Annotated in this window: 23 protein-coding genes; 15 read left to right on the forward strand and 8 right to left on the reverse strand. The window is 68.8% G+C overall.

The annotated features are described in order from the left end of the window. Nucleotides 1-358 precede the first annotated feature (358 nt). The gene (locus tag CFB45_RS21835; RefSeq protein ID WP_089427335.1) at nt 359-1,207 is read right to left on the reverse strand and encodes a sulfite exporter TauE/SafE family protein; all 849 of its coding nucleotides are present in this window, start codon (nt 1,205-1,207) and stop codon (nt 359-361) included. 321 nt (nt 1,208-1,528) lie between these two features. Between CFB45_RS21835 and CFB45_RS21840 the strand changes: the two genes are divergently transcribed. Together CFB45_RS21840 and CFB45_RS21845 are read left to right on the forward strand one after the other, a co-directional pair. After that, complete coding sequence (locus tag CFB45_RS21840) at nt 1,529-2,425, forward strand: LysR family transcriptional regulator (protein WP_089429081.1); 897 nt, start codon at nt 1,529-1,531, stop codon at nt 2,423-2,425. 123 nt (nt 2,426-2,548) lie between these two features. Next, entirely contained in the window at nt 2,549-3,178 is a 630-nt protein-coding gene (locus CFB45_RS21845) for a LysE family translocator (RefSeq protein ID WP_089429082.1), read from the forward strand. A gap of 73 nt (nt 3,179-3,251) precedes the next feature. On the opposite strand, the gene yddG is transcribed toward CFB45_RS21845, so the two are convergent. From yddG to CFB45_RS21860, 3 genes are all read right to left on the reverse strand, one after another. Further along, the gene (gene yddG / locus CFB45_RS21850) at nt 3,252-4,196 is read right to left on the reverse strand and encodes an aromatic amino acid DMT transporter YddG (RefSeq protein ID WP_144025219.1); all 945 of its coding nucleotides are present in this window, start codon (nt 4,194-4,196) and stop codon (nt 3,252-3,254) included. Nucleotides 4,197-4,406: 210 nt separating this feature from the next. Then, nucleotides 4,407-4,694 (reverse strand): hypothetical protein, encoded by a 288-nt coding sequence (locus CFB45_RS21855; protein ID WP_089427337.1) that lies wholly within the window; start codon nt 4,692-4,694, stop codon nt 4,407-4,409. Between the two features lie 97 nt (nt 4,695-4,791). Next, nucleotides 4,792-6,477 carry a purple acid phosphatase family protein gene (locus tag CFB45_RS21860; protein ID WP_089427338.1) on the reverse strand — a complete coding sequence of 562 codons (1,686 nt, stop codon included), beginning with the start codon at nt 6,475-6,477 and terminating at the stop codon, nt 4,792-4,794. Between the two features lie 323 nt (nt 6,478-6,800). Between CFB45_RS21860 and CFB45_RS21865 the strand changes: the two genes are divergently transcribed. The 4 genes from CFB45_RS21865 (at nt 6,801) to CFB45_RS21880 (ending at nt 9,022) form a co-directional block, all read left to right on the forward strand. Then, entirely contained in the window at nt 6,801-7,100 is a 300-nt protein-coding gene (locus CFB45_RS21865; protein ID WP_089427339.1) for a YXWGXW repeat-containing protein, read from the forward strand. A gap of 244 nt (nt 7,101-7,344) precedes the next feature. Further along, nucleotides 7,345-8,109, forward strand: a complete 765-nt coding sequence (locus CFB45_RS21870) for an RNA polymerase sigma factor (RefSeq protein ID WP_089427340.1) — start codon at nt 7,345-7,347, stop codon at nt 8,107-8,109. Then, a complete protein-coding gene (locus tag CFB45_RS21875) occupies nt 8,106-8,522 on the forward strand; it encodes a hypothetical protein (protein ID WP_089427341.1) in 417 nt (138 codons plus the stop codon). Before CFB45_RS21870 ends, CFB45_RS21875 begins: the two co-directional genes overlap by 4 nt. Next, complete coding sequence (locus CFB45_RS21880) at nt 8,519-9,022, forward strand: periplasmic heavy metal sensor (protein ID WP_089427342.1); 504 nt, start codon at nt 8,519-8,521, stop codon at nt 9,020-9,022. The genes CFB45_RS21875 and CFB45_RS21880 overlap by 4 nt, the downstream gene beginning before the upstream one ends. Nucleotides 9,023-9,169: 147 nt before the next feature. Here CFB45_RS21880 and CFB45_RS21885 read toward each other — a convergent pair whose 3' ends face one another. Continuing rightward, the gene (locus CFB45_RS21885; RefSeq protein ID WP_254600172.1) at nt 9,170-10,027 is read right to left on the reverse strand and encodes an alpha/beta hydrolase; all 858 of its coding nucleotides are present in this window, start codon (nt 10,025-10,027) and stop codon (nt 9,170-9,172) included. Nucleotides 10,028-10,413: 386 nt separating this feature from the next. Here CFB45_RS21885 and CFB45_RS21890 point away from each other — a divergent pair, with 386 nt between their 5' ends. From CFB45_RS21890 to CFB45_RS21900, 3 genes are all read left to right on the forward strand, one after another. After that, nucleotides 10,414-11,808 carry a DUF1800 domain-containing protein gene (locus tag CFB45_RS21890; RefSeq protein WP_089427344.1) on the forward strand — a complete coding sequence of 465 codons (1,395 nt, stop codon included), beginning with the start codon at nt 10,414-10,416 and terminating at the stop codon, nt 11,806-11,808. Next, nucleotides 11,805-12,968, forward strand: coding sequence for a DUF1501 domain-containing protein (locus tag CFB45_RS21895; protein WP_174972527.1), 1,164 nt, complete (start codon nt 11,805-11,807; stop codon nt 12,966-12,968). The genes CFB45_RS21890 and CFB45_RS21895 overlap by 4 nt, the downstream gene beginning before the upstream one ends. Nucleotides 12,969-13,029: 61 nt before the next feature. Next, entirely contained in the window at nt 13,030-13,248 is a 219-nt protein-coding gene (locus CFB45_RS21900) for a YXWGXW repeat-containing protein (protein ID WP_089429083.1), read from the forward strand. A gap of 34 nt (nt 13,249-13,282) precedes the next feature. On the opposite strand, the gene CFB45_RS21905 is transcribed toward CFB45_RS21900, so the two are convergent. Continuing rightward, a complete protein-coding gene (locus CFB45_RS21905) occupies nt 13,283-14,476 on the reverse strand; it encodes a tyrosine-type recombinase/integrase (protein WP_089427346.1) in 1,194 nt (397 codons plus the stop codon). A gap of 301 nt (nt 14,477-14,777) precedes the next feature. Between CFB45_RS21905 and CFB45_RS21910 the strand changes: the two genes are divergently transcribed. Further along, entirely contained in the window at nt 14,778-15,158 is a 381-nt protein-coding gene (locus tag CFB45_RS21910; RefSeq protein ID WP_089427347.1) for a DUF4377 domain-containing protein, read from the forward strand. Between the two features lie 9 nt (nt 15,159-15,167). Here the strand turns inward: CFB45_RS21910 and CFB45_RS21915 are convergent, their stop codons facing one another. After that, the gene (locus CFB45_RS21915; RefSeq protein WP_089429084.1) at nt 15,168-16,556 is read right to left on the reverse strand and encodes a DHA2 family efflux MFS transporter permease subunit; all 1,389 of its coding nucleotides are present in this window, start codon (nt 16,554-16,556) and stop codon (nt 15,168-15,170) included. Nucleotides 16,557-16,713: 157 nt separating this feature from the next. Here CFB45_RS21915 and CFB45_RS21920 point away from each other — a divergent pair, with 157 nt between their 5' ends. After that, nucleotides 16,714-17,574, forward strand: coding sequence for a LysR family transcriptional regulator (locus CFB45_RS21920; RefSeq protein ID WP_089427348.1), 861 nt, complete (start codon nt 16,714-16,716; stop codon nt 17,572-17,574). A 51-nt stretch (nt 17,575-17,625) separates the two neighbouring features. Here CFB45_RS21920 and CFB45_RS21925 read toward each other — a convergent pair whose 3' ends face one another. Further along, nucleotides 17,626-17,976, reverse strand: coding sequence for a VOC family protein (locus CFB45_RS21925; protein ID WP_011355015.1), 351 nt, complete (start codon nt 17,974-17,976; stop codon nt 17,626-17,628). 259 nt (nt 17,977-18,235) lie between these two features. On the opposite strand from CFB45_RS21925, the gene CFB45_RS21930 reads away from it, so the two are divergent. From CFB45_RS21930 to CFB45_RS21950, 4 genes are all read left to right on the forward strand, one after another. Beyond that, nucleotides 18,236-19,375, forward strand: a complete 1,140-nt coding sequence (locus tag CFB45_RS21930) for an LLM class flavin-dependent oxidoreductase (RefSeq protein ID WP_089427349.1) — start codon at nt 18,236-18,238, stop codon at nt 19,373-19,375. 163 nt (nt 19,376-19,538) lie between these two features. Further along, the gene (locus CFB45_RS21940) at nt 19,539-20,732 is read left to right on the forward strand and encodes an acyl-CoA dehydrogenase family protein (RefSeq protein ID WP_089427350.1); all 1,194 of its coding nucleotides are present in this window, start codon (nt 19,539-19,541) and stop codon (nt 20,730-20,732) included. Between the two features lie 10 nt (nt 20,733-20,742). Continuing rightward, nucleotides 20,743-22,500, forward strand: a complete 1,758-nt coding sequence (locus CFB45_RS21945; protein WP_089427351.1) for an FAD-dependent oxidoreductase — start codon at nt 20,743-20,745, stop codon at nt 22,498-22,500. Continuing rightward, nucleotides 22,500-23,018, forward strand: a complete 519-nt coding sequence (locus CFB45_RS21950; protein ID WP_089429085.1) for a flavin reductase family protein — start codon at nt 22,500-22,502, stop codon at nt 23,016-23,018. Before CFB45_RS21945 ends, CFB45_RS21950 begins: the two co-directional genes overlap by 1 nt. Nucleotide 23,019: the final 1 nt, after the last annotated feature.

Below are 23,019 nucleotides of genomic sequence, written 5' to 3' on the forward strand. Positions count from 1 at the left end.
GGATAGCTGAATCGGAGTGCGAAGTAGTCGGGTGACGAATGCGGATGCAAACTACAGTTTCCCGTTCGTCTCCATACGAATAGCTTGCGCGTGGACGGGGCGGGCACGCGTTACTTGAGTTGCCAGATGCCCCAGACGGCGATCAACAGGCCAAGGCCCAATCCGCAGCCGAGCAATACGTAGGTTTCCATGTCATGCCTCTGAAAGCGTGGCCGCGCCGATGCGGGCATCAGTGAGCGAGCAGCAACATCGGTGACGTATCGTTCGACCCGTCGGGCGGGGCGATACGCCGGGTCCGCGAATACTACGCTTCGCAGCTTTCAGAACGCATGCGCGATCGACGGCTTCGCGCCGTCTCTCAGTTCTTGCCCGTGTGTGCGTTGTTCATCTGGCTAACGTGCGAGCCACCGTGCCGGAACACGCCCGATTTCCAGATCATCTGCGATGCCGCGACGAGCACGAACAGCAGCACGACCATCCGGAAGATCTTCGGCGACATCTTGTCCCGCAGCGGGCGAACGAGCCACATGCCGGCAATCGCCGGCAGGCTGGCTGCGGCCGAGATCGCGAGGTCGGCGCCGCTCGCGTGCGCGGCGCCGCTGAACGTCGTGATCAGCGTGACGATCGACACCACGAGGATGATCGCGATCTGCTTCGTGAAGACGCGTCCGGTTGCACCGGACGAAATCAGGTAGGTGGCGAGCAGCGGGCCGGGAACCGACGCGATGCTTTCCATCAGCGCCGCACCGAAGCCGAGTGCGAAGCCGACGGGCTTCTGCCATGCGTCCGGCAGGTTGAGTTTCGGCGCGGCGAGCATCAGCGCCGCGGCCACGATCAGCAGTGCGCCGGACGCCGCCTGCGCGTGGCCCGGATTGAGCGACAGCAGGATCGCCACGCCGACGATATTGCCGATCACGGTGCCCGCGATCGGCGCGGCGATCTTGCGTGCCGTCGCCAGCAGCTGGCCGCCTTCCAGCGCCTGCGGGATGTTGCCGAGGATGATCGGCATCGACAACAGCAGCACCGCATGCCGGATCGGCAGGAACTGGCTGAGTATCGGCATCGCGATCAGCGGCACGCCGATGCCCGTGATCCCCTTGGCCATGCCGCCCAGCAATAGCGCGATGGCGATGCCGGCCAGCTCGAACGCGCTGAGCCCCTGCAGGCTGGAGACCAGCACCCCTTCAGTCAGATTGAAATGCATCATGGAATGGCATGTCGCGGCATATCCGGCAGCGAGCGCTGTCGATGGCGCACGTGGCGGTCGCGTGTGTCTGGCACGCGTGTGTTCTGGATTGGCTTGAACCGGAAGTCGATCGCGTGGCGTCGCGCCGTTGTGCGGCCGGGGCCGCGGGCAATCGATGGGCGGTTCGACGGTGCATCTTACCTGAGCGTCGCGAAGGACATTCGGCACGGACTGTGGCGCGTCACGGGGCGCGTCGACGTGATCATTTCCGCGGTTCAATATAATTCATGACAGTTTGTCGTTTCATGTGAAGTTCTCATATCTTTGAACGAGGAGGCATCGATGACGCTGGCCCAGTTGCAGGCCCTGGCGGCCGTGGTCGAACTCGGGTCGCTCACGGCCGCGGCCGATCGGTTGAGCCGCAGTCAATCCGCGATCAGTCATGCATTGACCGAGCTGGAAGACCTCACGGAGGTCAAGCTGCTGTGGCGCGACCGGCAGCCGGTCGTCCTGACGGCGGCGGGCGAACGCCTGTGGCCGTACGTGCAGAACGTGGTGCGGGAAGCGCAGCTGCTGCGCCAGCAGTTCAGCCTGTCGCGCGGCAAGCTCGAAGGGAAGCTGGTGGTCGCGTCGTTGCCGAGCGTGTCGCTGGCGTTCGTCGTGCCCGCGCTCGAGGCGTTGAAGGAAATGCACCAGGGCGTGTCGGCGGTGCTGCTCGAAGGCACGGACAGCGAAGTGGAAGGGTGGATCGACGACGGTACGGCCGATGTCGGCGTGGTGGCCGGCACGAAGACGTTCGCACACACTCTGCCGCTGCTCGACGAGGATTTTGTCGCGGTGGCGGCCGACGGCATGTTCGCCGGCCGCAAGAGCGTGTCGGCGAAGCAGTTGTCCGCGGCGCCGTTCATCTTCTCGAAGGCAGGATGCGGGCCGGTGATCGCGGATTACTTCGCGCGCGGCGGGGTGCCGCTGCGGGCCGCGTTCAACGTGGTCGAGATGCGCACCATTCTGTCGATGGCGGAGGCCGGCATGGGCGTGTCGATCGTGCCGCGCATCACGCTCACGTACACGCAATTCGGCGGCCGCGTGCTGGAACTGTCGCCCAGGCTGCATCGCTCGGTGCGGTTGTCGTGGAATACGGCCGGCAACGCGGTCGCAGAGGAATTCGTGCGGCTCGTCGACGCGCAACGCGCGAAGGCGGCGAAGGCGGTCAACACGCGTGCAAGAAAGGCCCGGTGACGAGCGGCTTCAGCGATGAACAGCGCTCATGGGCGACTTGAAGTTTATTCAAGCCGGTGGCATTCGAGATGCAATACATTGTTCGAACTCGCCCCTGACCGCTTCGTCCCGAAGGAGATTGCCGTGCCGGCCTTGCCCACCTTGCTTGCTTTCGGACTCGTGTCGCTCGGCATGGTGCTGACACCCGGGCCGAACATGATCTACCTGGTGTCGCGCTCGATCTGCCAGGGGCGCCGTGCCGGGCTGGTGTCGCTCGGCGGCGTCGCGCTGGGGTTCGTGTTCTACATGGTGTGCGCGGCGTTCGGCATCACCGCGCTCGTGATGGCCGTGCCGTATGCGTACGACGCGTTGCGTTTCGCCGGTGCGCTTTATCTGGCGTACCTCGCCTGGCAGGCGTTGAGGCCGGGCGGTCGCTCGGCGTTCCAGGTCAGGCAACTGCCGCCCGACAGCCGTGCCAGGCTGTTCACGATGGGCTTCGTCACGAACCTCGCGAATCCGAAGATCGCGGTGATGTACCTGTCGCTCCTGCCGCAGTTCATTTCGCCGGGGCACGGCAGCGTGCTCGTGCAATCGCTGGCGCTCGGCTGCGTGCAGATCGCGGTGAGCGTCAGCGTGAATGCGCTGATTGCCTGCATGGCAGGCGGCATCGCGGGCTTTCTGGCGGGGCGGCCGGTCTGGGCGTCGGCCCAGCGCTGGTTGATGGGTACGGTGCTGGCCGGGCTGGCCGTGCGTATCGCACTGGAGTCGCGCTAGCGCGAATGATTGGCGGTATGCAGGATCGCCGGGGGGCTCTCAAGCGGCATCGCAACGCAAGCGCCCGGCATCGTCAGCCCTGGCAGTTGCCCTGCGCTTCGTTGCCGACCGGGACAGGTGCGGCTTTTTCATGGCGCCGGCTGCGCGTCGCGAGCCAGCACAGGATCGACCCGCCGCACACCATCAATGCACCTTGCCAGAATTCGATCGACAGCGGCGCATGCAGCAGCGTCGCGGCGAGCAGCGCGGCGAGCACCGGCGTGAAGTACGACGCGCCGACGATGACGGTCACGTTGCCGTACATGATGCCGGTGTTCCAGGCCGCATAGCCGAACCCCAGCGCCGATGCCGCCAGCACGATGTAGATGACCGCATGCAGGCTGAACGTCATGCCGCCGCCGCCTTCGATCGCGAACTTGATCCAGAGCGCCAGCGCCACCAGCATGAAGAAAGGCGTGACGCCGTTCTTGCCGTCGGCGAGGCGTGCCGTCACCGTGCAATAGCCGGCCCAGATCAGCGCGCCGAAGAACGCGAGGCCGTAGCTCAGCGGATTGTCCGCGACGTTGTGCAGCATGCCGGCCGGGTCGAGCCCCTGGTCGCCGCCGAGCACCCGGCAGATCCCGAGCATCGACAGCAGGACGCCGGGCACGACCAGCAGGTTGGCGCGCTGCTTGTTGAACACGATCGCCGCGACCAGCGTGAAGCTCGGCCACAGATAGTTGACCATCGCGACTTCGATCGCCTGCTGGCCGTTGCTGGCATAGCCGATCGACAGCGACAGGCACAGCTCGTACGCGACGAACAGCAGCCCGCCCCAGAGCAGATATTTTTTCGGGAATTTGCTGAGATCGGGGAAGCCGATCGTCAACAGCAGAAGCGCGGATGCGACCGTATAGATCATCGCGGCGCCGCCGGTCGCGCCGAGGCTTTCACTCACGCCGCGAACGAGGGCGACCACGGAGGCCCACAACAACACCGCACCGAGCCCGGCGAGCGTGGCCTTGTTCTTGCGCTTCATGCTTCCTGCCTGTTTCAACATTCAAATTCGATTTCGGGTGATTCGGGTCCGCCTGCATGAGCCACGCGCGCATTCGGCATGCGGAACGGCCAGTGCGGACGGAGGCGCGTAGTTTAACGGGGTGCCGGAGATCGAGCAGTGGCGTCGGCGGTGATCAGCCCTGCGCTTGAGGCCGATCATCCGGGCGCATGGGCGTCACGCGGCAACCCGTCACGCGTCGGCGATGCGCCAAGCCGCGCCGAGTGCGGACAACGCGAAGCTAATCGAGCCGAGCATCGCGTCCCGCGTCGGTCCGCGCGTCGTGACCAGGAAGAAATCGTCTGCGTCGGTCGACAGGCCGATCAGCGGCCAGCCGCCAGCATCGCCACGGACTTCAAGCTGTCGTCGGTCGGGATCGATGTCGATGTCGTCATTCGCTTGCCGCAACGCATTCGCGATGGCATCGAATGCGTCGGCCGACGGCGTCGTGTGGATCCGGTATTCGAAACTCATCTGCATGGGCCGGTGGGCGAGGCGGGCAGTCTAACGCGTGCCAAGCCGCAACACGCCCTGACAGCACCGCATCAGGCGCCCGCCGCAACGGGCGCCCGCCCGATCACCGCTCGCGCCGCTTCTTGCTCAGTTCGATCGTCTCGAACAGTTCGTAGTCGGCGGTCGGGTGCTGGTCGGCGCCCGGCACGTGGTAGTAGCGCATCGTGATCGTCGTGTGCCCGCCCGGCTTGCCCGGGTCGTGGTCGAACACCGCGATCCCGTAGCCGGTGCCCGTATCGCGGCGCGCGGACCAGATCGCATCCTCGAGCGCATCGGCCGGCGCGCGCACGAACGTATTCGGCGCCGTGCCCGGCACCGGTCGGTTCGGCTTCGTGAACACCTTCGCCCGCGCGAAGCCGGTCGCCGGGTTCTCGCCATACACGTCGAGCGGCGCGCTGGTGCCGCCGCCGCCGAGGATCAGGTGGATCGTGCCGTGGCTCGTGTCGAACGTCGTGCGGTCCGGGTCGTTCGAGCCGACCGGACGCGGCTGCAGCGTCTCGACGACTTCGCCGGTCGTCGCATCGACACCCGCGCGGTGATTGCAGCCGCGCACCGGGTAGCTGCGCTCGTAGTCGTGATCGTGGCCGCACAGCACGAGGTCGACGCCGTAGCGATCGAACAGCGGCAGCCATGCTTCGCGAATGCCTTTGTCGGAACCATTGCCCGTCTTCGACGAACTGAGGGCGTCCTGATGCATCTGCACGACGATCCAGTCGATGTCGTCGTCATGCGCGGCATGGCGCAGCGTGTGTTCGAGCCAGCGCGTCTGCTCGCCGTTGCTGTAGCCGCGCACGTAGAACGACGTGCCGGGCTCGATCGGCGGGCGGCCCGTGCTCGCGGCCGGCACGAGCGGTGCGGGGCCGCCGACGAACGCGGCGGCGTCCTGGTACACGACATCGTCCGCGTCGAGCGAGACGAACAGCACCGAGCTCACGCGGAAGCTGTACCAGCGGCCCTGGAAGCGCGTGCCGTTCTCCGGCAGCGTATAGCGCGCGAGATACGAGTCGAGCCCCTGCGGGCCGTTGTTGAACTCGATCTCGTGATTGCCCGGGCACGGCATCCACGGACGATTCGCGGCCGACGTCTGGTTGTTGTTGCCGAAATCGCGCCACACCTCGGGCTGGTGCGCAGGGTTCAGGTTCGCGTAGCAGAGGTCGCCGTTCAGCAGGTGGAACAGCGGCTGGAATTGCTCGACAGCCTGCACCGCGAAGCGGCTCTGCGGCGACGACAGCACCCACGCGCCGTTCGGCGTCGCGAGATCGCCGTAGCTCGTGAAGCGGAACGGCGCGCGGCCGCGCGGCGCGGTCGAGAAATTCGCGGAGAACGGCTGCGCGGCGTTGCTGTCGTTGTCGGCCGTGATCTCGTAGCGGTAGCGCGTATTCGGCTTCAGCCCGTGCACGCGCGCGTGGTACGCGAATACCGTCTCGCCGTTCAGGCCGTCGGTGTACACGCGCTGGACGCCGTGCACGGTGCGCGCCGGCTCGCCGTCGGCGACGATGCGCGCGCGCGGATTGACGGCCGGCGCGAGCGAGGCCCACGAGATCACGACTTCCGACGTCGGGTCGTTGCCCCACGTCAGGTGCACCTGTTCGGGCGTGCCGTCCGGGTTCGACGCGGCGGCCCGGGCTGCCGCGAGGCCACCGGCGGCGGTGGCGAGGCCGGATACGCCGGCAAGTTTCAGGAAGCCGCGACGCGACACGGACGCGGCCGGCTCGTTCGGCTGGATCGGGGAGTTGTCCTGGTTCGACATGGTCGGTGTTTTCGTGGGTGGAGACGCGAGATGTGGAACCGCCTGGCCATGCGCGAGCGCGGCCAGTGCGTGAGCCGGAAACGAGCGGGATCCCGGTGCGAGACATTGTCGAAGGGCAGTTTTGCCGGGTTGTGACAGCAGGGCAACCCCGCGCGCGTGTCGGCGACTGTCCGCGTGTGCACATCACGGCATCCGGCCCGTGCCGGCGCGCATCCGGTCCGACCGAAATTTATTTGCAGACTCCGCGACGGATTCCGTTCGCCCGCGCCGTTTAACGCATGAACGGCCGCTTCCGGTCGATACCCGCTACTTCGGAGTCTTGCATGAAGCTTTCCATTCCATTGCGGTTCGCAGCGGCATGCGTGGCCGCGCTGGCGGCGTCGGCCGCCTTCGCGCAGGCGGTCATCGTCGCGCCTTACGCGCCGCCGGCGCCTCGCGTCGAAGTGATGCCGGCGCCGCGCGCGGGCTACGTGTGGGACCAGGGCCACTGGCACTGGCGGCAGGGCCGCTACGTGTGGATTCCGGGCCACTGGCAAGTGGTGCGCGTCGGCTATCACTGGGTGCCGGGCCACTGGGCCGCGCGCGGCCCGGCCTGGCGCTGGGTGCCGGGTCACTGGGCCTGATGCGCATGCCGCCGCACGGCACGCGATGCCGGCGCGGCGGCGCTTTCCCGCAACGTCATGAGGCGCAGCAGCCATGCCTTTTCGAACCGTGGTGATACTCGCGGCCGCAGTTGTCGTGCTGGCCGGCTGTGTCGTGGTGCCGGCGCGTCCGGTCTATTACCGGCCCGCGCCGGTCGTCGTATATTGAGCACGCCGGCCGCCGCTCGCGCAAACGGGCGGCCGGCACCCGATCGACCCGATCGCCATGCAGCCTGAAACGGATGCCGATGAAACGGACCTTGCCGAGGCCGTGCGCGATGCGCGCGGCGATCCCGAACCGCCACTGGGGCGGGGCCGGGTAATGGCGCGGCGCATGCAAGGAGAGCACGACGATGAGCTTGAGTCTGCCGGCGGGCGCATCAACGATCGCGCCGCGGCACAGACGCGCGATGCGCTGGAGCGCCCCGCGTTGAGCGACGGCGATCCGGACGCGGCCCTGGTCGCACGGGTCGGCGCGCGCGACGCGTCGGCCGTGCGCATGCTCGTCGCGCGCAAGCTGCCGCGGCTGCTCGCACTCGCGACGCGCATGCTCGGCGACCGCACGGAAGCCGAGGACGTCGCACAGGAGACGTTCTTGCGGATCTGGAAACAGGCGCCGGGCTGGCGCGAAGGCGAGGCACGGTTCGACACGTGGCTGCATCGCGTCGTGCTGAATCTGTGCTACGACCGCTTGCGCGGCCGCCGCGAGGAGCCGGTCGACGTGTTGCCCGATGTGCCCGATCCGCAACCGGAGCCGGCCACCCGTGCAGAGACCCGCTCGCGCGACGCGCGCGTGCGGCAGGCGCTCGCGGCGTTGCCGGCGCGGCAGCGCGAAGCGCTCGTGCTCCAGTACTATCAGGAAATGTCGAACGTGGAGGCGGCCAACCTGATGGGCATTACCGTCGACGCGCTGGAAAGCCTGCTTGCACGTGCGCGGCGAAACTTGCGCGCGCAACTGGCGGGCGACTCACCTAGCGAGGACATCCGATGACACCCGAACGATTTCGTACCATCGTCGCCGCGTACGGCTCGGATGCGCGGCGCTGGCCGGACGGCGAGCGCGCGGCCGCCGAGGCATGGGCGCGCGCGCATCCGGGCGACGCATTGGCCGCGCTGGACGATGCCGCCGAACTCGATGCGTGGCTCGCCGACGATACGGTCGCACCGCCCGCGCCGGCGCTCGTCGAGCGCATCGTCGCGACGGCACCGGCCCCGCGGCGCGCGCGGCCGCGGGGCGCCGTGTGGTGGTCGGGCGCGGCATTCGCGGGCGTGGGCCTGGCCGGCGCGCTCGCGGGTGCGGTGGCCGTGTCGATGCTGATGCTCGGCAGCGTGCCGCCTGCGCATGAGCCGGGCTATCTGACAACGACGTTCGGTGGGCCGAGCGTGGACTGGAGTGATGAATGAGTGAGCGTGGCTGGAAATTCGTCCTCGTCGGGTCGGTCGTGCTGAACGTATTCATGCTCGGCGCGATCGGCGGCGGTGCGTATCAGTGGTTTTCGACGCATCGCGACCTGCGGGCCGCGGGCGCACCGGCGTCGCACACCGCATTGCGTTTCGCCGCGGACGAATTGCCGGACGCGCGCCAGCAGGAATTCGTGGCGGCGCTGAAGGCGGCGCGCAAGGACGGCCGCGATTTCGCGCGGGAAGGGCGCGACGACCGGATCACCGTGCTGGACCTGCTCGCCGCGCCGCAACTCGATCGCACGGCGATCGACGCGGCGCTCGACCGCACGCGTGCGGCCGATACGGCGCTGCGTGCGCAGGTCGAGCGCCGCGTCGTCGATTTCGCGGCGACGCTGACGCCGGACGAGCGCGCGAAGTTCGTCGACGGGTTGCGGCGCAGCGGGAACTGGCGGCTGCCGGCGAAGTGGCAGAAGAAGCAGGACGACGCAGCGAGCAAGTAAGCCAACGCCGCACGGGCAACGTGCGGCGGCGTGCCTTTTCGGTGATGCGCAACGCGTACGCCGAAGGTGGGTCGGCAATGCTTGCAGGCTGAGCTTCGACAAAGGATCGCAAGGAGCAGCTTCGACTTCGCTACGCGGCGCGCCCGTTCAGCGCGCCAGCATCCACGCGGAGATCGCGTCGACCACACCGCTCTCAAGGCCATTGAAGCCGTGATAAGCAAAGGCTTCGCACGGGTCGCCCCGGGACGTGCCGCCCGACACGATCATCAGTTCGGCTTTCGGAGACTGCTCCAGCTTCTTCAGCAGCGTATCCGTTTCGGATACCGGACAATGTTTGCAGCCGTCATTCTGGTGATGAACGATGAGCACCGGAATCGTGAGACTGGCAAGGTTCATGTCCGTAACCGCGGTCCCGCCTCGCTCTTCGCGGAGGATGGTGGACGTCAGCACGAGACCGTCGGGCCCGCCGCCGCCGGCCAGCGCAACCGCAATGGCGGCGGCGGACTGCGTGCCGCGGCTCGTCCCGACCAGCCAGACCGGTACATGGAGTTGCTCCTTCAACCACGCAATCACGGCGCGTGCGTCGTCGGCGTGTTCCTTCGACAGTCGAAAGCCATTGAGGTAGGGCGCGGATTGCCGGTCGCTCGGTGCATCGATGACCGCGACGGCGATGCCGTCATTCACGAACAGCTGCCGGGTGCGGACGAGAAAGTTGCCTGCGCCCCATCCGAACTGTCCGGACGGTTCCAGTTGCAGCCCGCCATGTCCGCCGGCATAGAGAATGGCCGCTGCCTTGGGTGCGTCGGGTGCGATGAAGAGAATCCGTTGAGTCACGCCGGGGCGCGTCGGGATGTCGACGACCTTGGGCGCATTCTGCGCATGGGCCGGATAGCCGGGCAGCGTCAGCGCGATGGCAAGCAGCCACGCACGGATCCAGTGCGAGTGCGGACGCATCGAACCGACGCAACGAAACCGCGCACGCAAGCTGACGGGAAGAGTGGGCATCGTAGTGGTCGCTGGGTCGGGACGGCAAAACGCCGTGACGCGGGGGCGATACCTTTCATTGAGTCTAGGTGGCTTTCCGGGAACGGCAAGCGTCCGGGTGGGGCGGTCGGCGAGCCTTCCGCTGAGATCGAGGCCGGTCAGGCAAGTGAAAGCCGGCTAACCGAATGTCGAAACAGGCCCGTCCTTCGCAGGGACGCGGGACCCCGATACGGCCGCTGAGCGACCCACCGATTCGCGACTTTGATCAGCCGAATCCGCGACCGGCATTCGAGCGGCAACACGCACGCATCCAAGGCCGCGCGACGCACCGGAAATATTCGTCTCCCCAGCGACGGATTTCCCGCCGACCCACGTTAAACACGGGTACGCATCGCGAGAGCCCTGTCATGGACCACCCGAACGACATCACACCGGCCGCCATCGCGCTGAACCGTTTCGGTCTCGGCGCGCGGGCCGACGAAGCGCCGCCGGCGAACCCGAAGGCAGCGCTCGTCGCACAATTCGACCGTTACGACGCGCGGCCGGCCGCATGGGCCGGCGAGCCCGACGCGGTCACGCTCGCGACACGCTTCGCGAACGCACGCAATGCGATGACGGCCAACGATCCGGCGACGAAGCGCGCGACCGAGCAGTCGATCCGGCGCGACGGCAACGACACGTATCGCAGCGCGGTCGTCGCGCGGATGAACAGTGCGCTGAATACGCCCGCACCGTTCGTCGAGCGTCTCGTGCATTTCTGGGCGAACCATTTCGCGGTATCGGTCGACAAGGGACCGGTGGCGGCCTACGCGGGTGCGTTCGAACGCGACGCGATCCGCCCGCACGTGCTCGGCCGTTTCGAGGACATGCTGGTCGCCGTCGAACAGCATCCGGCGATGCAGCTTTTCCTCGACCAGGCGCGCTCGGTCGGCCCCGACAGCCCGGCCGCGCTGCGTGCCGAAGCACGCAATCCGTCGGCCAGGCGCGGGCTCAACGAGAATCTCGCGCGCGAAATCATGGAACTGCACACGCTCGGCGTACGCACGGGATACACGCAGGCCGACGTGACGGAATTCGCGCGTGCGCTGACCGGCTGGAGCATCGCCGGCGGACGCGGCCCGCAGCCCGGCGATGCGGCGCCCGGCGCGTTCGTGTTTCGCCCGAAACTGCACGAGCCCGGCGTGCGTACCGTGATGGGCCGCAGCTACGACCAGCCCGGTGAAGCGCAGGCGCGCGCGATCCTGCACGACCTCGCGCATGCGGAGGCGACCGGCCGGCACATCGCGTTCCAGCTGGCCCGTCATTTCGTCGCCGACAATCCGCCGCCCGCGCTGACCGACCGGCTGGCCCGCGCGTTCGACGCGAGCGGCGGCGATTTGCCGACCGTCTATCGCGCGCTCGTCGATTCGACGGATGCATGGTCGCCGGTCAACCGCAAGTTCAAGACGCCGTGGGAGTGGGCCGTGTCGGCGCTGCGCGGGCTCGGCTGGCGCGAAACGGGCGACCTGAAGGCCGCGCCGCTGCTCGCGCAGCTCGGCCAGCCGGTGTGGCGGCCCGGCTCGCCGGCCGGTTACGACGACGTGGCCGCGAGCTGGGCCGCGCCCGACGCACTCGTGCGCCGCGTCGAGCTCGCGCAGCGGCTGGCCGCGCGCACGGGCGACCGGCTCGACCCGCGCACGCTCGGCAACACGCTGCTCGCCGGTTCGTTGAGCGCGCCGACGGCGACCGCGCTGTCGCGCGCCGAAAGCGCGACCACGTCGCTCGCGCTGTTGCTCGTCTCACCCGATTTCCAACGGAGATGACCATGTCACTGTCCCGCCGACAATTCCTGAGCGTGGCCGCCGCCGGCGCAGGCGCGATCCTCGTCGCACCGCGGATCGTGTTCGCGAACGTCGAGACCGATCGGCGCTTCGTGTTCGTGATCCAGCGCGGCGCGGCCGACGGCCTGAACATCGTCGTCCCGTATGCCGAGCCCGCGTATGCGTCGCTGCGCGGCCCGCTGGCGATCGACACGTCGGCCGCGACGCGGCTCGACGGCACGTTCGCGCTGCATCCGTCGCTCGTGCAGACCGCGCAGTTGTACCGCGACGGGCAGGCGCTGTTCGTCCATGCAATTGCCTCGCCGTATCGCGACCGCTCGCATTTCGACGGGCAGAACGTGCTCGAGACGGGCGGCCGCGCGCCGTACCAGGTGAAGGACGGCTGGCTGAACCGGCTCGCCGCGCTGCTGCCGGCCACGCGCGAAAGTGCGATCGCGTTCGCGCCGACCGTGCCGCTCGCGTTGCGCGGCACCGTGCAGGCCGCGTCGTACGCGCCGTCCGGTTTGCCGGCCGCGCCGGACGACCTGCTCGCGCGCGTGTCGGCGCTCTACGAGGCCGATGCGCAGCTCGGCCCGTTGTGGCAGTCGGCGATGGACGCGCGCGGCCTCGCCGGCGATGCGCATGCGCGACAGGATCCGGCGGGCGTCGGCAAGCTCGCCGCGACGTTCCTCGCGCGCGACGACGGCCCGCGCATCGCGATGATCGAGACGGGCGGCTGGGACACGCACAGCGCGCAGAACGCACGGCTCGCGAATCAGCTGAAAGCGCTCGACACGATGCTCGCCGCGTTGCGCGACGGCCTCGGGCCCGCGTGGCAGCAGACCACGGTGCTGGTCGCTACCGAGTTCGGCCGCACGGCGGCCGCGAACGGCACGGGCGGCACCGATCACGGGCAGGCATCCGTCGCGATGCTGGCGGGCGGCGCGGTCGCGGGCGGCCGCGTGATCGCCGACTGGCCGGGGTTGAGGCCGGGCGACCTGTACGAAGGGCGCGACCTGAAACCGACCGCGTCGCTCGACGCGCTGATCTCGGGCGCCGCCGCCGACAGCCTGCGGCTCGATCCGCGCCGTACCGCGTCCGCGCTGTTCGCGGAAAGCGGTGCGACGCGGCCGATGAGCGGGCTGATTCGCGGAACCGCGTGACGCACAGCGTTGCCGCGTCGGCACTCAATCCATTCACTACAAAAAGGGAGAATGCAAGATGATCAAGATCCGATCCGTTTCGCTCGCCATGCTGGTGACGGCCAGCGCAGCGTTGATGTCCGCGTGCGTTGTCGAACCCGTGCGGCCGCCGCAACCGGCGCCGATCGTCGAGGTGCCGCCGCCGATGCCCGCGCCGGGCTATCGCTGGGTGAAGGGCCATTACCGGTGGGCCGGCAATCACTGGGCGTGGGTGCCCGGGCACTGGGTGGGCGTGTACTGATCGTGTGTGACGCGCCGAGCCGGCCGATGCGCGCCTACCACCCGATCCGGTGCTTCTCCTCCGTCTCGCGATGCCGCCAGTCGTCGTCCGCGTGCAGGTACTGGCTCGTGGTCGTGAGCGACACGTGGCCGAGGTTGTCGCGCACGAGCCGCAGGTCGACGCGGCCGTCCGCCATGTGCGAACCCGCACTGTGGCGCAGCCAGTGCGCGGACGCCTGTTCGAGCACGCGCGCCTGCTGCGCGCCGGCTTCGCCGTTCGCACGCAGCCGGTCGGCCGCGTGCCGGAACACCTGCTTCACGATCCGGTGCAGCGCCGCGCGCGTGAGCGGCTTGCGCGCCTGGCCAACCGGCAGCACGAGCGGCGTGGCCTCGCCGTCGGACGGCAACGCGGGCAGGCCGTGCGCGCGCCGGTAGCGCGACAGCTCGGCCATCATCTCGTCGGTGGCCGGCACGAGCCGCTGCCGGCCGCCTTTGCCCGTCACGTCGAGCCACCAGCGGTCGCGCCCGTCCGCATCGCGCCGGCAGAAGAACTGGCCCATCGTCGTGTCGGCCGCTTCGGTGATGCGCAGCCCGCCGAGATACAGCAGCGTGAACAGCCAGCGCGCCCGATCCGCATGGAAGCTCGCCCGCGCGTCGTCGCGCGGCATCGCGGCGATCGCATCCTTGACCGATTGCCACAGCGGCTGCCCGAGATGGCGCGTGACGCGCGGCGCGGGCCGGCGCTGCCGCTGGCGCGACAACGCGAGCGGATTGCCGGCGAGATAGCCGGCCTGCACGAGCCACGAGAACATCACGTTCAGGATCACCAGTGCCTGCCGCTGGCTGGCCGCCGACAGCGGCCCGTAGAACGGCCGCCAGCGCGGATCGTCGCGCGGATGCTTGCGCCCGCCGTTCGCACACCACAGCTTGGCCGGCGCGGGTGCGAGCAGGAACTGGCGGTAGACGACCAGATCCTCGTGCGTGAGCGACGACAGCGGCTTGCCGCACGCGATCACGGCCCACAGCAGCAGGCGTTCGGCTTCCTTGCGGTAGTTCTGGAACGTGGTCGGCGTATCGACGAAGCGGGCGAGCCACGCGCGCACCGCGTCCAGATCGTTGGCCGCAGCAATCTGCGGATGCGCGCTGCTCGAGCGGTTGGTGCCCGTGCGTCCGTCGAGCGCGGCCGGCACGGTCAGCGCATCGATCGGCAGCGGGCGCAGCGCGGTGTCGGACGGAACGGGTGAGGTCATGCGAGGCGGGGTGCGCTGTGCGGATCGTACGCATGTGAAAAGGCGGACGAATGCAGTGCGATCAGGCATATCGGGAAGCGTCGATGGTACACGATCAGCACACGGTGAATTCGCCGTCGGCGGCGATCGTCTGACCGGTGACGAAACGCGCGGCGGGCGAGCATAGTCACGTCTCCGCTACCGCGAGGTCGTGCGATCCGCCGGGCATGAAAGAGGTGGCGTGAATTCTGTAAGGTATTTGTGAACTTTCTTGCCGTGAGAGCCTCTAATCGGCCCTCCAACGCTTCCAGAGGAACACCCGATGATTCGCCCATCCAGAACGCTGCTCGGCGCGGCCGTCATTGCCGGCAGCACGCTCCTCGCCGCATGCCAGACCGACGCCGTCGCCACGCAGCCGAACGCGGTGCGCCCGGCCGACAGCAAGCCGGTGACCAAGACCGTGTATGTCGCGCCGCAGTCCACGCGCTGCACGGGTGTCGCGCCGATGGAGTGCCTGCAGGTGCGCAACAGCCCGAACGAGCCGTGGAGCCTGTGGTACGCCGGCATCGAAGGCTTCGCGTACCAGCCCGGCTACCTGTACACGCTCGAAATCGACGAGTACCACGTTGCGCAGCCGCCGGCCGACGGTTCGTCGATCCGCTGGGTGCTCAAGCGCGTCGTCGAGCGCCGCCAGGTGAACTGACGGCCGCGCTCACGCGGACGGGCGCGCTGCCGCGCGGGCCGGCGGCGCGGCCGTATCGATCCGCCGGAACACGACGGACGACAGCAGCGTCACCACGCCCATGCACGTGAACGACAGCATGAACCCATGCGCCATCGAGCCCCAATAGTCGGCAAACAGGTTGACGAGGCCGCCGCCGATCGACACGCCGAGCCCCATCGCCAGCATCTGCATCATCGTGAACAGGCTGTTGCCGCTGCCGGCGTCGGCATGCGACAGCCCCTTCAACGTCACGCCGTTCATCGCGGCGAACTGCATCGAGTTCGCCGTGCCGAACACGATCAGCAGCGCGCCTTCCAGCAGTGGCGCGGGCCGCATCGACACCAGCGCGAACCCCGCGATCGCGCACCCGACGATCCCCGTATTCACGACCAGAAACGCCGCGTAGCCGAACCGCTTCACGAGCGGCGCGATCCAGCGTTTAGCAATGACGCCCGCGATCGCGGCCGGCAGCATCATCAGCCCCGACTGCAGCGGCGTATAGCCGAGCTGCACCTGCATCAGCAGCGGCAGCATGAACGGCACGGAGCTCGTGCCGATCCGGCACAGCAGGTTGCCGAGCAGGCCCGAGCCGAAGTTCGGCTCACGGAACAGCCCGAGCCGGAACAGCGGCTGCGCGCGGCGCCGCGCGTGCGGCAGGTACGCAAGCGCGCTCGCCAGCCCGACCACGGCGAGCCCGGCCGCCCAGGCGGCTCGATGCGCGGGCATCGGCGGGTCGATCGCGAGCGACAGCGCGATCATCGCGACCGACAGCAGCGCACAGCCGACGAAGTCGAACGGCGGCGGCTGGTGCGCCTGGTCGTGCGGCAGGTAGCGCTGCACGGCGACGAAGCCGACCACGCCGACCGGCACGTTGACGATGAACACCCAGTGCCACGAAATCGCCTGCGTGAGCCAGCCGCCGAGCGTCGGCCCGACGATCGGGCCGAGCTGGCCGGCGATCGACACGAACGCGATCGCCGCGACGTACTGTTCGCCCGGCACGCGGCGCAGCACGGCGAGCCGGCCGATCGGCAGCAGCATCGAGCCGCCGATGCCCTGCAGCGCGCGCGCGGCGACGAGCTGGCCGAGCGTATGCGACGCCGCGCAGCCGATCGAGGCGAGCACGAACACGAGAATCGCGAGCGAGAACACGCGGCGCGTGCCGAACCGGTCGGCGAGCCAGCCGGACGCCGGCGTGAGCATCGCCATCGTCAGCGTATAGACGACCACGACCGGCTGCATCGCGAGCGGCGACGCATGCAGGCTTTGCGCGATCGAAGGCAGGGCAGTGTTGACGATCGTCGTGTCGAGCGACTGCATGAAGAATGCAGCGGCGACGATCCAGAGCAGCGCGGAATGTGTGGGTTCCCGGGACATGGCGAAATCGGTGGTGCAAAGGCCGGCGCGGAGGGCGCCTTCACGCGGTTGCGTGGCGCCTGCGGTCTCCAAGCGCACGATGGTACCGATTCCGACGGTCATCGGGAAGCTGCCTGAAGACGTTGACTGTCATCGGTATTGCCGATGACAATGTGCCATGCTCAATCCTGTCTGGCTCAACACGTTCGCGACCGTCACGAACTGCCGCAGCTTCACCGAAGCGGGCCGGCAGCTCGGGCTCAACCAGTCGAGCGTCAGCGAACACATCCGTCGTCTCGAGGAGAGCGTCGGCCGACGGCTGTTCGTGCGCGACACGCATTCGATCGCGATGACGGCCGACGGCGAGGCGCTGCTCGTGCATGCAAACGTGATCCTGCAGGCGCTGAATCGCGCGGAATCGCAGTTTCGCAAGCCGAGGCTCAAAGGGCGGGTGCGCCTTGGCGCGCCGGACGATCTCGCGCTCGTCGCGTTGCCGGACGTGCTCGCCGGGTTTCGCGCCGCGCATCCGGACGTCGCGCTGGAAATCACCACCGGCATGACGAGTCGGCTGTATGAAGGGCTGGACGCGGGCGCGCTCGACCTGATGATCGGCAAGCGGCGGCTCGGCGAGCGGCGCGGCACGCCGCTCTTGCGCACGCGGCTCGAATGGGTCGCGCGGCCCGGCACCGTCGTCGATCCGGAGCGGCCGCTGCCGCTCGTGCTGGTCGCCGAGCCGAGCGTGACGCGCGCGATCGTCCTGAACGCGCTCGCGGAGAAGGGGATCGGCTGGGAAGTCGTGTGTTCGAGCAGCAGCCAGCCGGGCTGCATCGCGGCCGCGCGCGCGGGGCTCGGCCTGACCGCGACGTCGCACTATCTGTCGACGCGCGGGCTCGCGCCGCTGGTCAACGGCGATGCGCTGCCCGTGCTGCCCGACATCGAATTCATCGCGCTGGCCGCGAAGCGGCTCAGCCAGCCGGCGCGCACACTGCTCGAATTGCTCGAAGCGAGCGACCTGAGCACGCCGGGCGCGCACGCCTAGCGGGCGCGCCGCGCACGAGGCGCCCGTATCCGGCGCCCGCGCGGCGTGCGGTCATGCGGCCCGTTTCTGCGAAATCACGAGCAATGCACCGTTCTTGTCCTCCAGCACCGCGCGGTATTCGTGCGGCCCGGCCTGCACGGGCACGCGCACCGACGCGCCGGCCTTCACCACTCGCGCCATCGCCGCATACAGGTCGTCGTCCTCGTCCACGCGCAGCGTGAGCGCCGCGCGCTCGACGATCTGCTCGTCGCCCGCGACCAGCGCGATCGTCAGCGGGCCGCCGTCGAGCGCGCAATAACGGTCGCCGTCGCGAAACTTCACGTTCAGGCCCAGTCCGTCGACGAACAGCGGCAGCGCCGTGTCGATGTCGTCGACCGGATACAGCAGCATCGATACCTTCATTCCCTCTCTCCCTTGTCGTTGGTCGGCGCGCGCCACGCGCCCGCCGTTCGATGCTAGCGCGCCGGTCGCGCGCTCACGCAGTCCGATCGGATGACGGTGAAACCCCTCTGTCCCCGCAGGCGCGCCGGTACTCCGAACAGACGATGCCCGCACCCGTGCGCGCGCCGACACTCCCATTCGTGGACCGTCGCGCTTCGTCCGTATCGTGCGGGCGTGCTGCACGACCCCGACTCGTCCAACAACCATGGAGACGCACGCAATGAAGTTTTCCCTCATCTACGAAGCCCAGACCACCGACGCATCGCGCGAGGGCGACCACCGGGTATTCAAGGAGACGGTCGAACAGGCGCTGCTCGCCGAGCAGGTCGGCTTCGACACGATCTGGTGCGTCGAGCACACGTCGCTGACCAACTATGCGCACATGAGCGCACCGGAAACCTTCCTTGCGTACCTGGCCGGCCGCACGACGCGCATCGGCCTCGGCCACGGCGTCGTGTGCCTGCCGCCGGCGATGAACCACCCGATCAAGGTCGCGGAGCGCGTCGCGCTGCTCGACATCCTGTCCGGCGGCCGCGTGCACTTCGGCGTCGGCAAGGGCGGCAGCCAGCAGGAAGCCGGCGCGTTCGGCTACGACCTCAACGAACTGCAGCCGATGATCGACGAATCGATGTACCTCGTGCCGAAGATGTTCGTGCAGGACGAGATCGAGCACGACGGCAAGTACATCAAGATTCCGAAGCGTCCGATCCACCCGAAGCCGTTCCAGGATCCGCATCCGCCGATGTACCTCGCGTGTACCAACACCGACGCGCTGCTGCGCGCCGGGCAGCGCGGGATGGGCGCGCTGGTGCTCGGTTTCGGCGGCCCCGACGAAGTCGCGAAGAAGAACGCCGTGTATCGCGAAGCGTGGGCGAACCGCAAGCCGGAAGACCAGGTCGGCTTCCGCCCGACCCAGCACCTCGCGGCGCTGTGCCCGACGGTCGTGATGGCCGACGGCCAGGCCGCCCGCAAGATCGGCATCCGCGGCCAGCGCTACTTCATGGAATCGCTCGCGTACTGGTACACGGGCGGCGAGCGTCCGGACCCGGCGAAGTGGGGCGACGACCTCGTGCAGGCCGATACCGGCGAGATGGTGATCCGCTCGCGCTTCGCATCGGAGGAAGTCGTCGTGAACTTCGCCGACCCGGCGCTCGCGATGATGAACCCGAACCACGCGTACGGCACGGTGGACGACTGCATCGGCTATGTCGGCCGCCTGCAGGAAGCCGGCGTCGACGAGGTGCTGTTCCTGTGCCAGATGGGCACGGTGCCGCACGACGCGCAGATGGAGACGATCCGCAACATCGGCGAGCACGTGATTCCGTTCTTCAACCGCGAGAAGGCGCGCGCCTGCGCGTGATGCCCCGGGCCGCGCCCGTCGTCCGGTCGGACGATGCGGCGCGCTCGCGCGAAGCCGACCATCGGTGGTGGCGAGCATCGCCCGCGGCCAGGCCGCGCCGGACAACTTTGAACGAGAGCGGGGCCCGCGCCGCAGCGCATCACCCGCTTCACAGGAGACATTCGTGCATCGCGACAACGATTCGAACGCACTGGCCGCCACGCTGATCGCCCGGGCCGAGGCACTGGCGCCGACGCTGGCCAGCCGCGCCGCGCAGGCGGACGCGCAGGGCCGCATCCCGGCCGAGACGATCGCCGACATGCAGGCCGCCGGCTTCTTCAAGGTGCTGCAGCCGAAGCGCTACGGCGGCTACGAGCTCGATCCGCAGGCGTTCTTCGACATCCAGATGGCGCTCGCGCGCGGCTGCATGTCGACCGCGTGGGTGTACGGCGTCGTCGGCGTGCACAACTGGCAGCTCGCGCTGTTCGACGAACGCGCGCAGCAGGACGTGTGGGGCAACGACCCGACGACGCTGATCGCGTCGACCTACATGCCGGTGGGCCGCGTGACGCCGGTCGACGGCGGCTTCCGCCTGTCGGGCCACTGGAAGTTCTCGAGCGGCAGCGAACTGTGCGAGTGGGTGTTCCTCGGCGCGCTGGTGCCGCCAGCCGTTGCCGGCCAGCCGCCCGAATACCGCACCTTCCTGCTGCCGAAAGCCGACTACCGGATCCAGCAGGACTGGGACGTGCTCGGCCTGCGCGCGACGGGCAGCCACGACATCGTCGTCGACGACGTGTTCGTGCCCGCGTACCGCACGCACAAGGCGATCGACGGGATGATGGGCACGAGCCCGGGCCTCGCCGTCAACGACGCGCCGCTGTTCAAGCTGCCGTTCGCGCAGATCTTCGTGCGCGCGGTGTGCACGTCGTGCATCGGCGCGCTGCAGGGTGCGCTCGACGATTTCACCGGCTATGCGGCCACGCGCGTGTCGGCCAACAGCGGCGCGAAGACGACCGACGATCCGGGCGCGCAGAACGCGTGCGCGAACGCGGCCGTCGCGATCGACGAGATGCAGGTGCTGCTCAAGCGCAATTTCGCGGAACTGATGGCGTCGGTCACCGGCGGCCCGGCCGTGTCGATCGAGCGCCGCGTGCATTTCCGCTACCAGTCCGCGCAGGTCGCCGAGCGTTGCGCGCAGGCGGCGAACGCGCTGCTGCGCTACGCGGGCGGCAACGGCATCTATCACCGCAATCCGCTGGTGCGCCGCTTCCTCGACCTGCATGCGGCCCGCGCGCACTACGCGAACAACGTGGACCGCTTCGGCCAGAACCTCGGCGCCGTGATGCTCGGTCGCGAGAACACCGACTTCTTCATCTGACGAGGCCGCGATGAACGACCCGCAAGCACCGCAATACGTGTTCGACGTGGTGGTCGTCGGTTCGGGCGCGGGCGCGCTGCTCGCCGCGTGCCGCGCGGCCGACCGCGGCCTGTCCGTCGTCGTGATCGAGAAGACGGCGCTGTACGGCGGCACGTCGGCCGTGTCGGGCGGCGGCATCTGGGTGCCGTGCAACCACCATATCGCCGAGCTGGGCGCGACCGATTCGCGCGAGGCCGCGCGCGGCTATATCGAAGCCTGCGTGGCCGGCGAATCGACGCCCGAGAAGATCGACACCTATCTCGACCGCGCGCCGGAGATGCTGCGCTACCTGGAAACGAAAACGCCGGTGCGTTACCAGTCGCTGCCGAAATACGCGGACTATTTCCAGAAGGTGCCGGGCGCGATGCCGGGCTACCGCGCGCTCGATCCGATGCCGTTCGATGGCGGGCTGCTCGGCGACGAACTCGACCGGCTGCGGCCGGCGTCGCCCGGCACGCTGATCGACGGGCGCGTCGCCGTGACGTCGAAGGAGGCGCACACGCTGTTCTCGCGCGGGCCCGGCTTCATGAAGCTCGCGATCGCGCAGTTCGGCCGCTACTGGCTCGATATCGGGATGCGCCGCCGCACGCGGCGCGACCGGCGCCTGACGCTCGGCAACGCGCTGATCGGCGGGCTGCGCCGTGCGCTGCTCGACCGCAACGTGCCCGTGTGGCTCGATACGCCGATGCGCGACCTGCTCGACGTCGACGGCCGCGTGACCGGCGTGCGCGCGCAGCGCTTCGGGCAGCCGGTGACGATCGTCGCGCGGCGTGGCGTGATCCTCGGCGCGGGCGGGTTCGAGCGCAACCAGCCTATGCGTGAACGCTACCTGCCGCAGCCGACGCAGGCGCAGTGGAGCGCGACGCCGCCGGCCAACACCGGCGACGCGATCGCCGAAGGCCACCGGCTCGGCGGCGCGCTGGCGCTGATGGCGCACGTGTGGGGCGCGCCGACGGTCGGTGTCGCGGGCGAGGAGAAGCAGCGCGCGCTGTTCGTCGAACGCAACCTGCCGGGCTGCGTGATCGTCAACAGCCTCGGCAAGCGCTTCGTCAACGAAGCTGCGCCATATTCCGAATTCGTGCCGGCGATGTATCGCGACCATGCGCGCACCGGCGCGAGCGTGCCGGCGTGGATGGTGTTCGACGCGCGGTTTCGCCGCAAGTATCCGTGCGGGCCGATCATGCCGGCGTCGATGATGCCCGACACGAAGATCCCCGCCGCGTTTCGCGACGTGCTCGTGAAAGCCGACACGATCGACGCGCTCGCTGCACGCATCGGCGTCGACGCGGCCGGCCTGCACGACACGCTGCGCGACATGGCGCGCTACGCAGTCACCGGGATCGACGAAGCATTCGGCAAGGGCGACAACCTGTTCGACACGTACTACGGCGATCCGCAGAACACGCCGAACCCGTGCCTCGGGCCGGTCGACCAGGCGCCGTTCTACGCGGTGCGGATCGACGCGGGCGACATCGGCACGAAGGGCGGGCTCGTCACGGACGTGCACGCCCGCGTGTTGCGCGCCGACGGCGAGCCGATCGACGGCCTTTACGCAATCGGCAACACCAGCGCATCGATGATGGGCGCGAGCTACCCCGGTGCGGGCTCGACGCTCGGTCCGGCGATGACCTTCGGGTATCTCGCCGCCGACCACCTGGCTGCTCGCGCAGCCGACGCCGGCGGCCCGCCCGCCCGGCCATCCACGACTGAACTTGACGGAGTCCAATGATGAGCGATCTCACCACCCATCCGCTGCGCACCGACATGCTGCTCGCGATGCGCCGCCTCGCGCGCTCCGTCACGGTCATCAGCAGCGCGCACGACGGCCGGCGCTACTCGATGTCCGCGACGGCGGTCGATTCGCTGTCGACCGATCCGCCTTCGCTGCTGATCTGCATCAACCGCAGCGCGTCGCTGTATCCGCCGCTCGACGCGGGCGCCGGGTTCTGCGTGAACGTGTTGTCGGCGGCGCACGAAGGCATCGCGATCGACTGCAGCGGCCGCCTGAAGGGCGAGGCGCGCTTCACGACCGGCGACTGGCATACGTCGGCGCTCGGCGTCCCGTATCTGCGCGACGCACAGGCGAGCCTCGTGTGCGAGCAGGACGGCCGCTTCGAATACGGCACGCACACCGTGTTCATCGGGCGTATTCGCGAGGTGCTGATGAGCGGCGACGTCGATCCGCTCGTCTATCTCGACGGCGCCTACACGACGCCCGGCGCGCCGGTGGCCCGTGCGGCCGCGTGAC

The organism is Burkholderia sp. HI2500, assembly GCF_002223055.1.
In the GTDB taxonomy this organism is placed as follows: Bacteria; Pseudomonadota; Gammaproteobacteria; order Burkholderiales; family Burkholderiaceae; genus Burkholderia.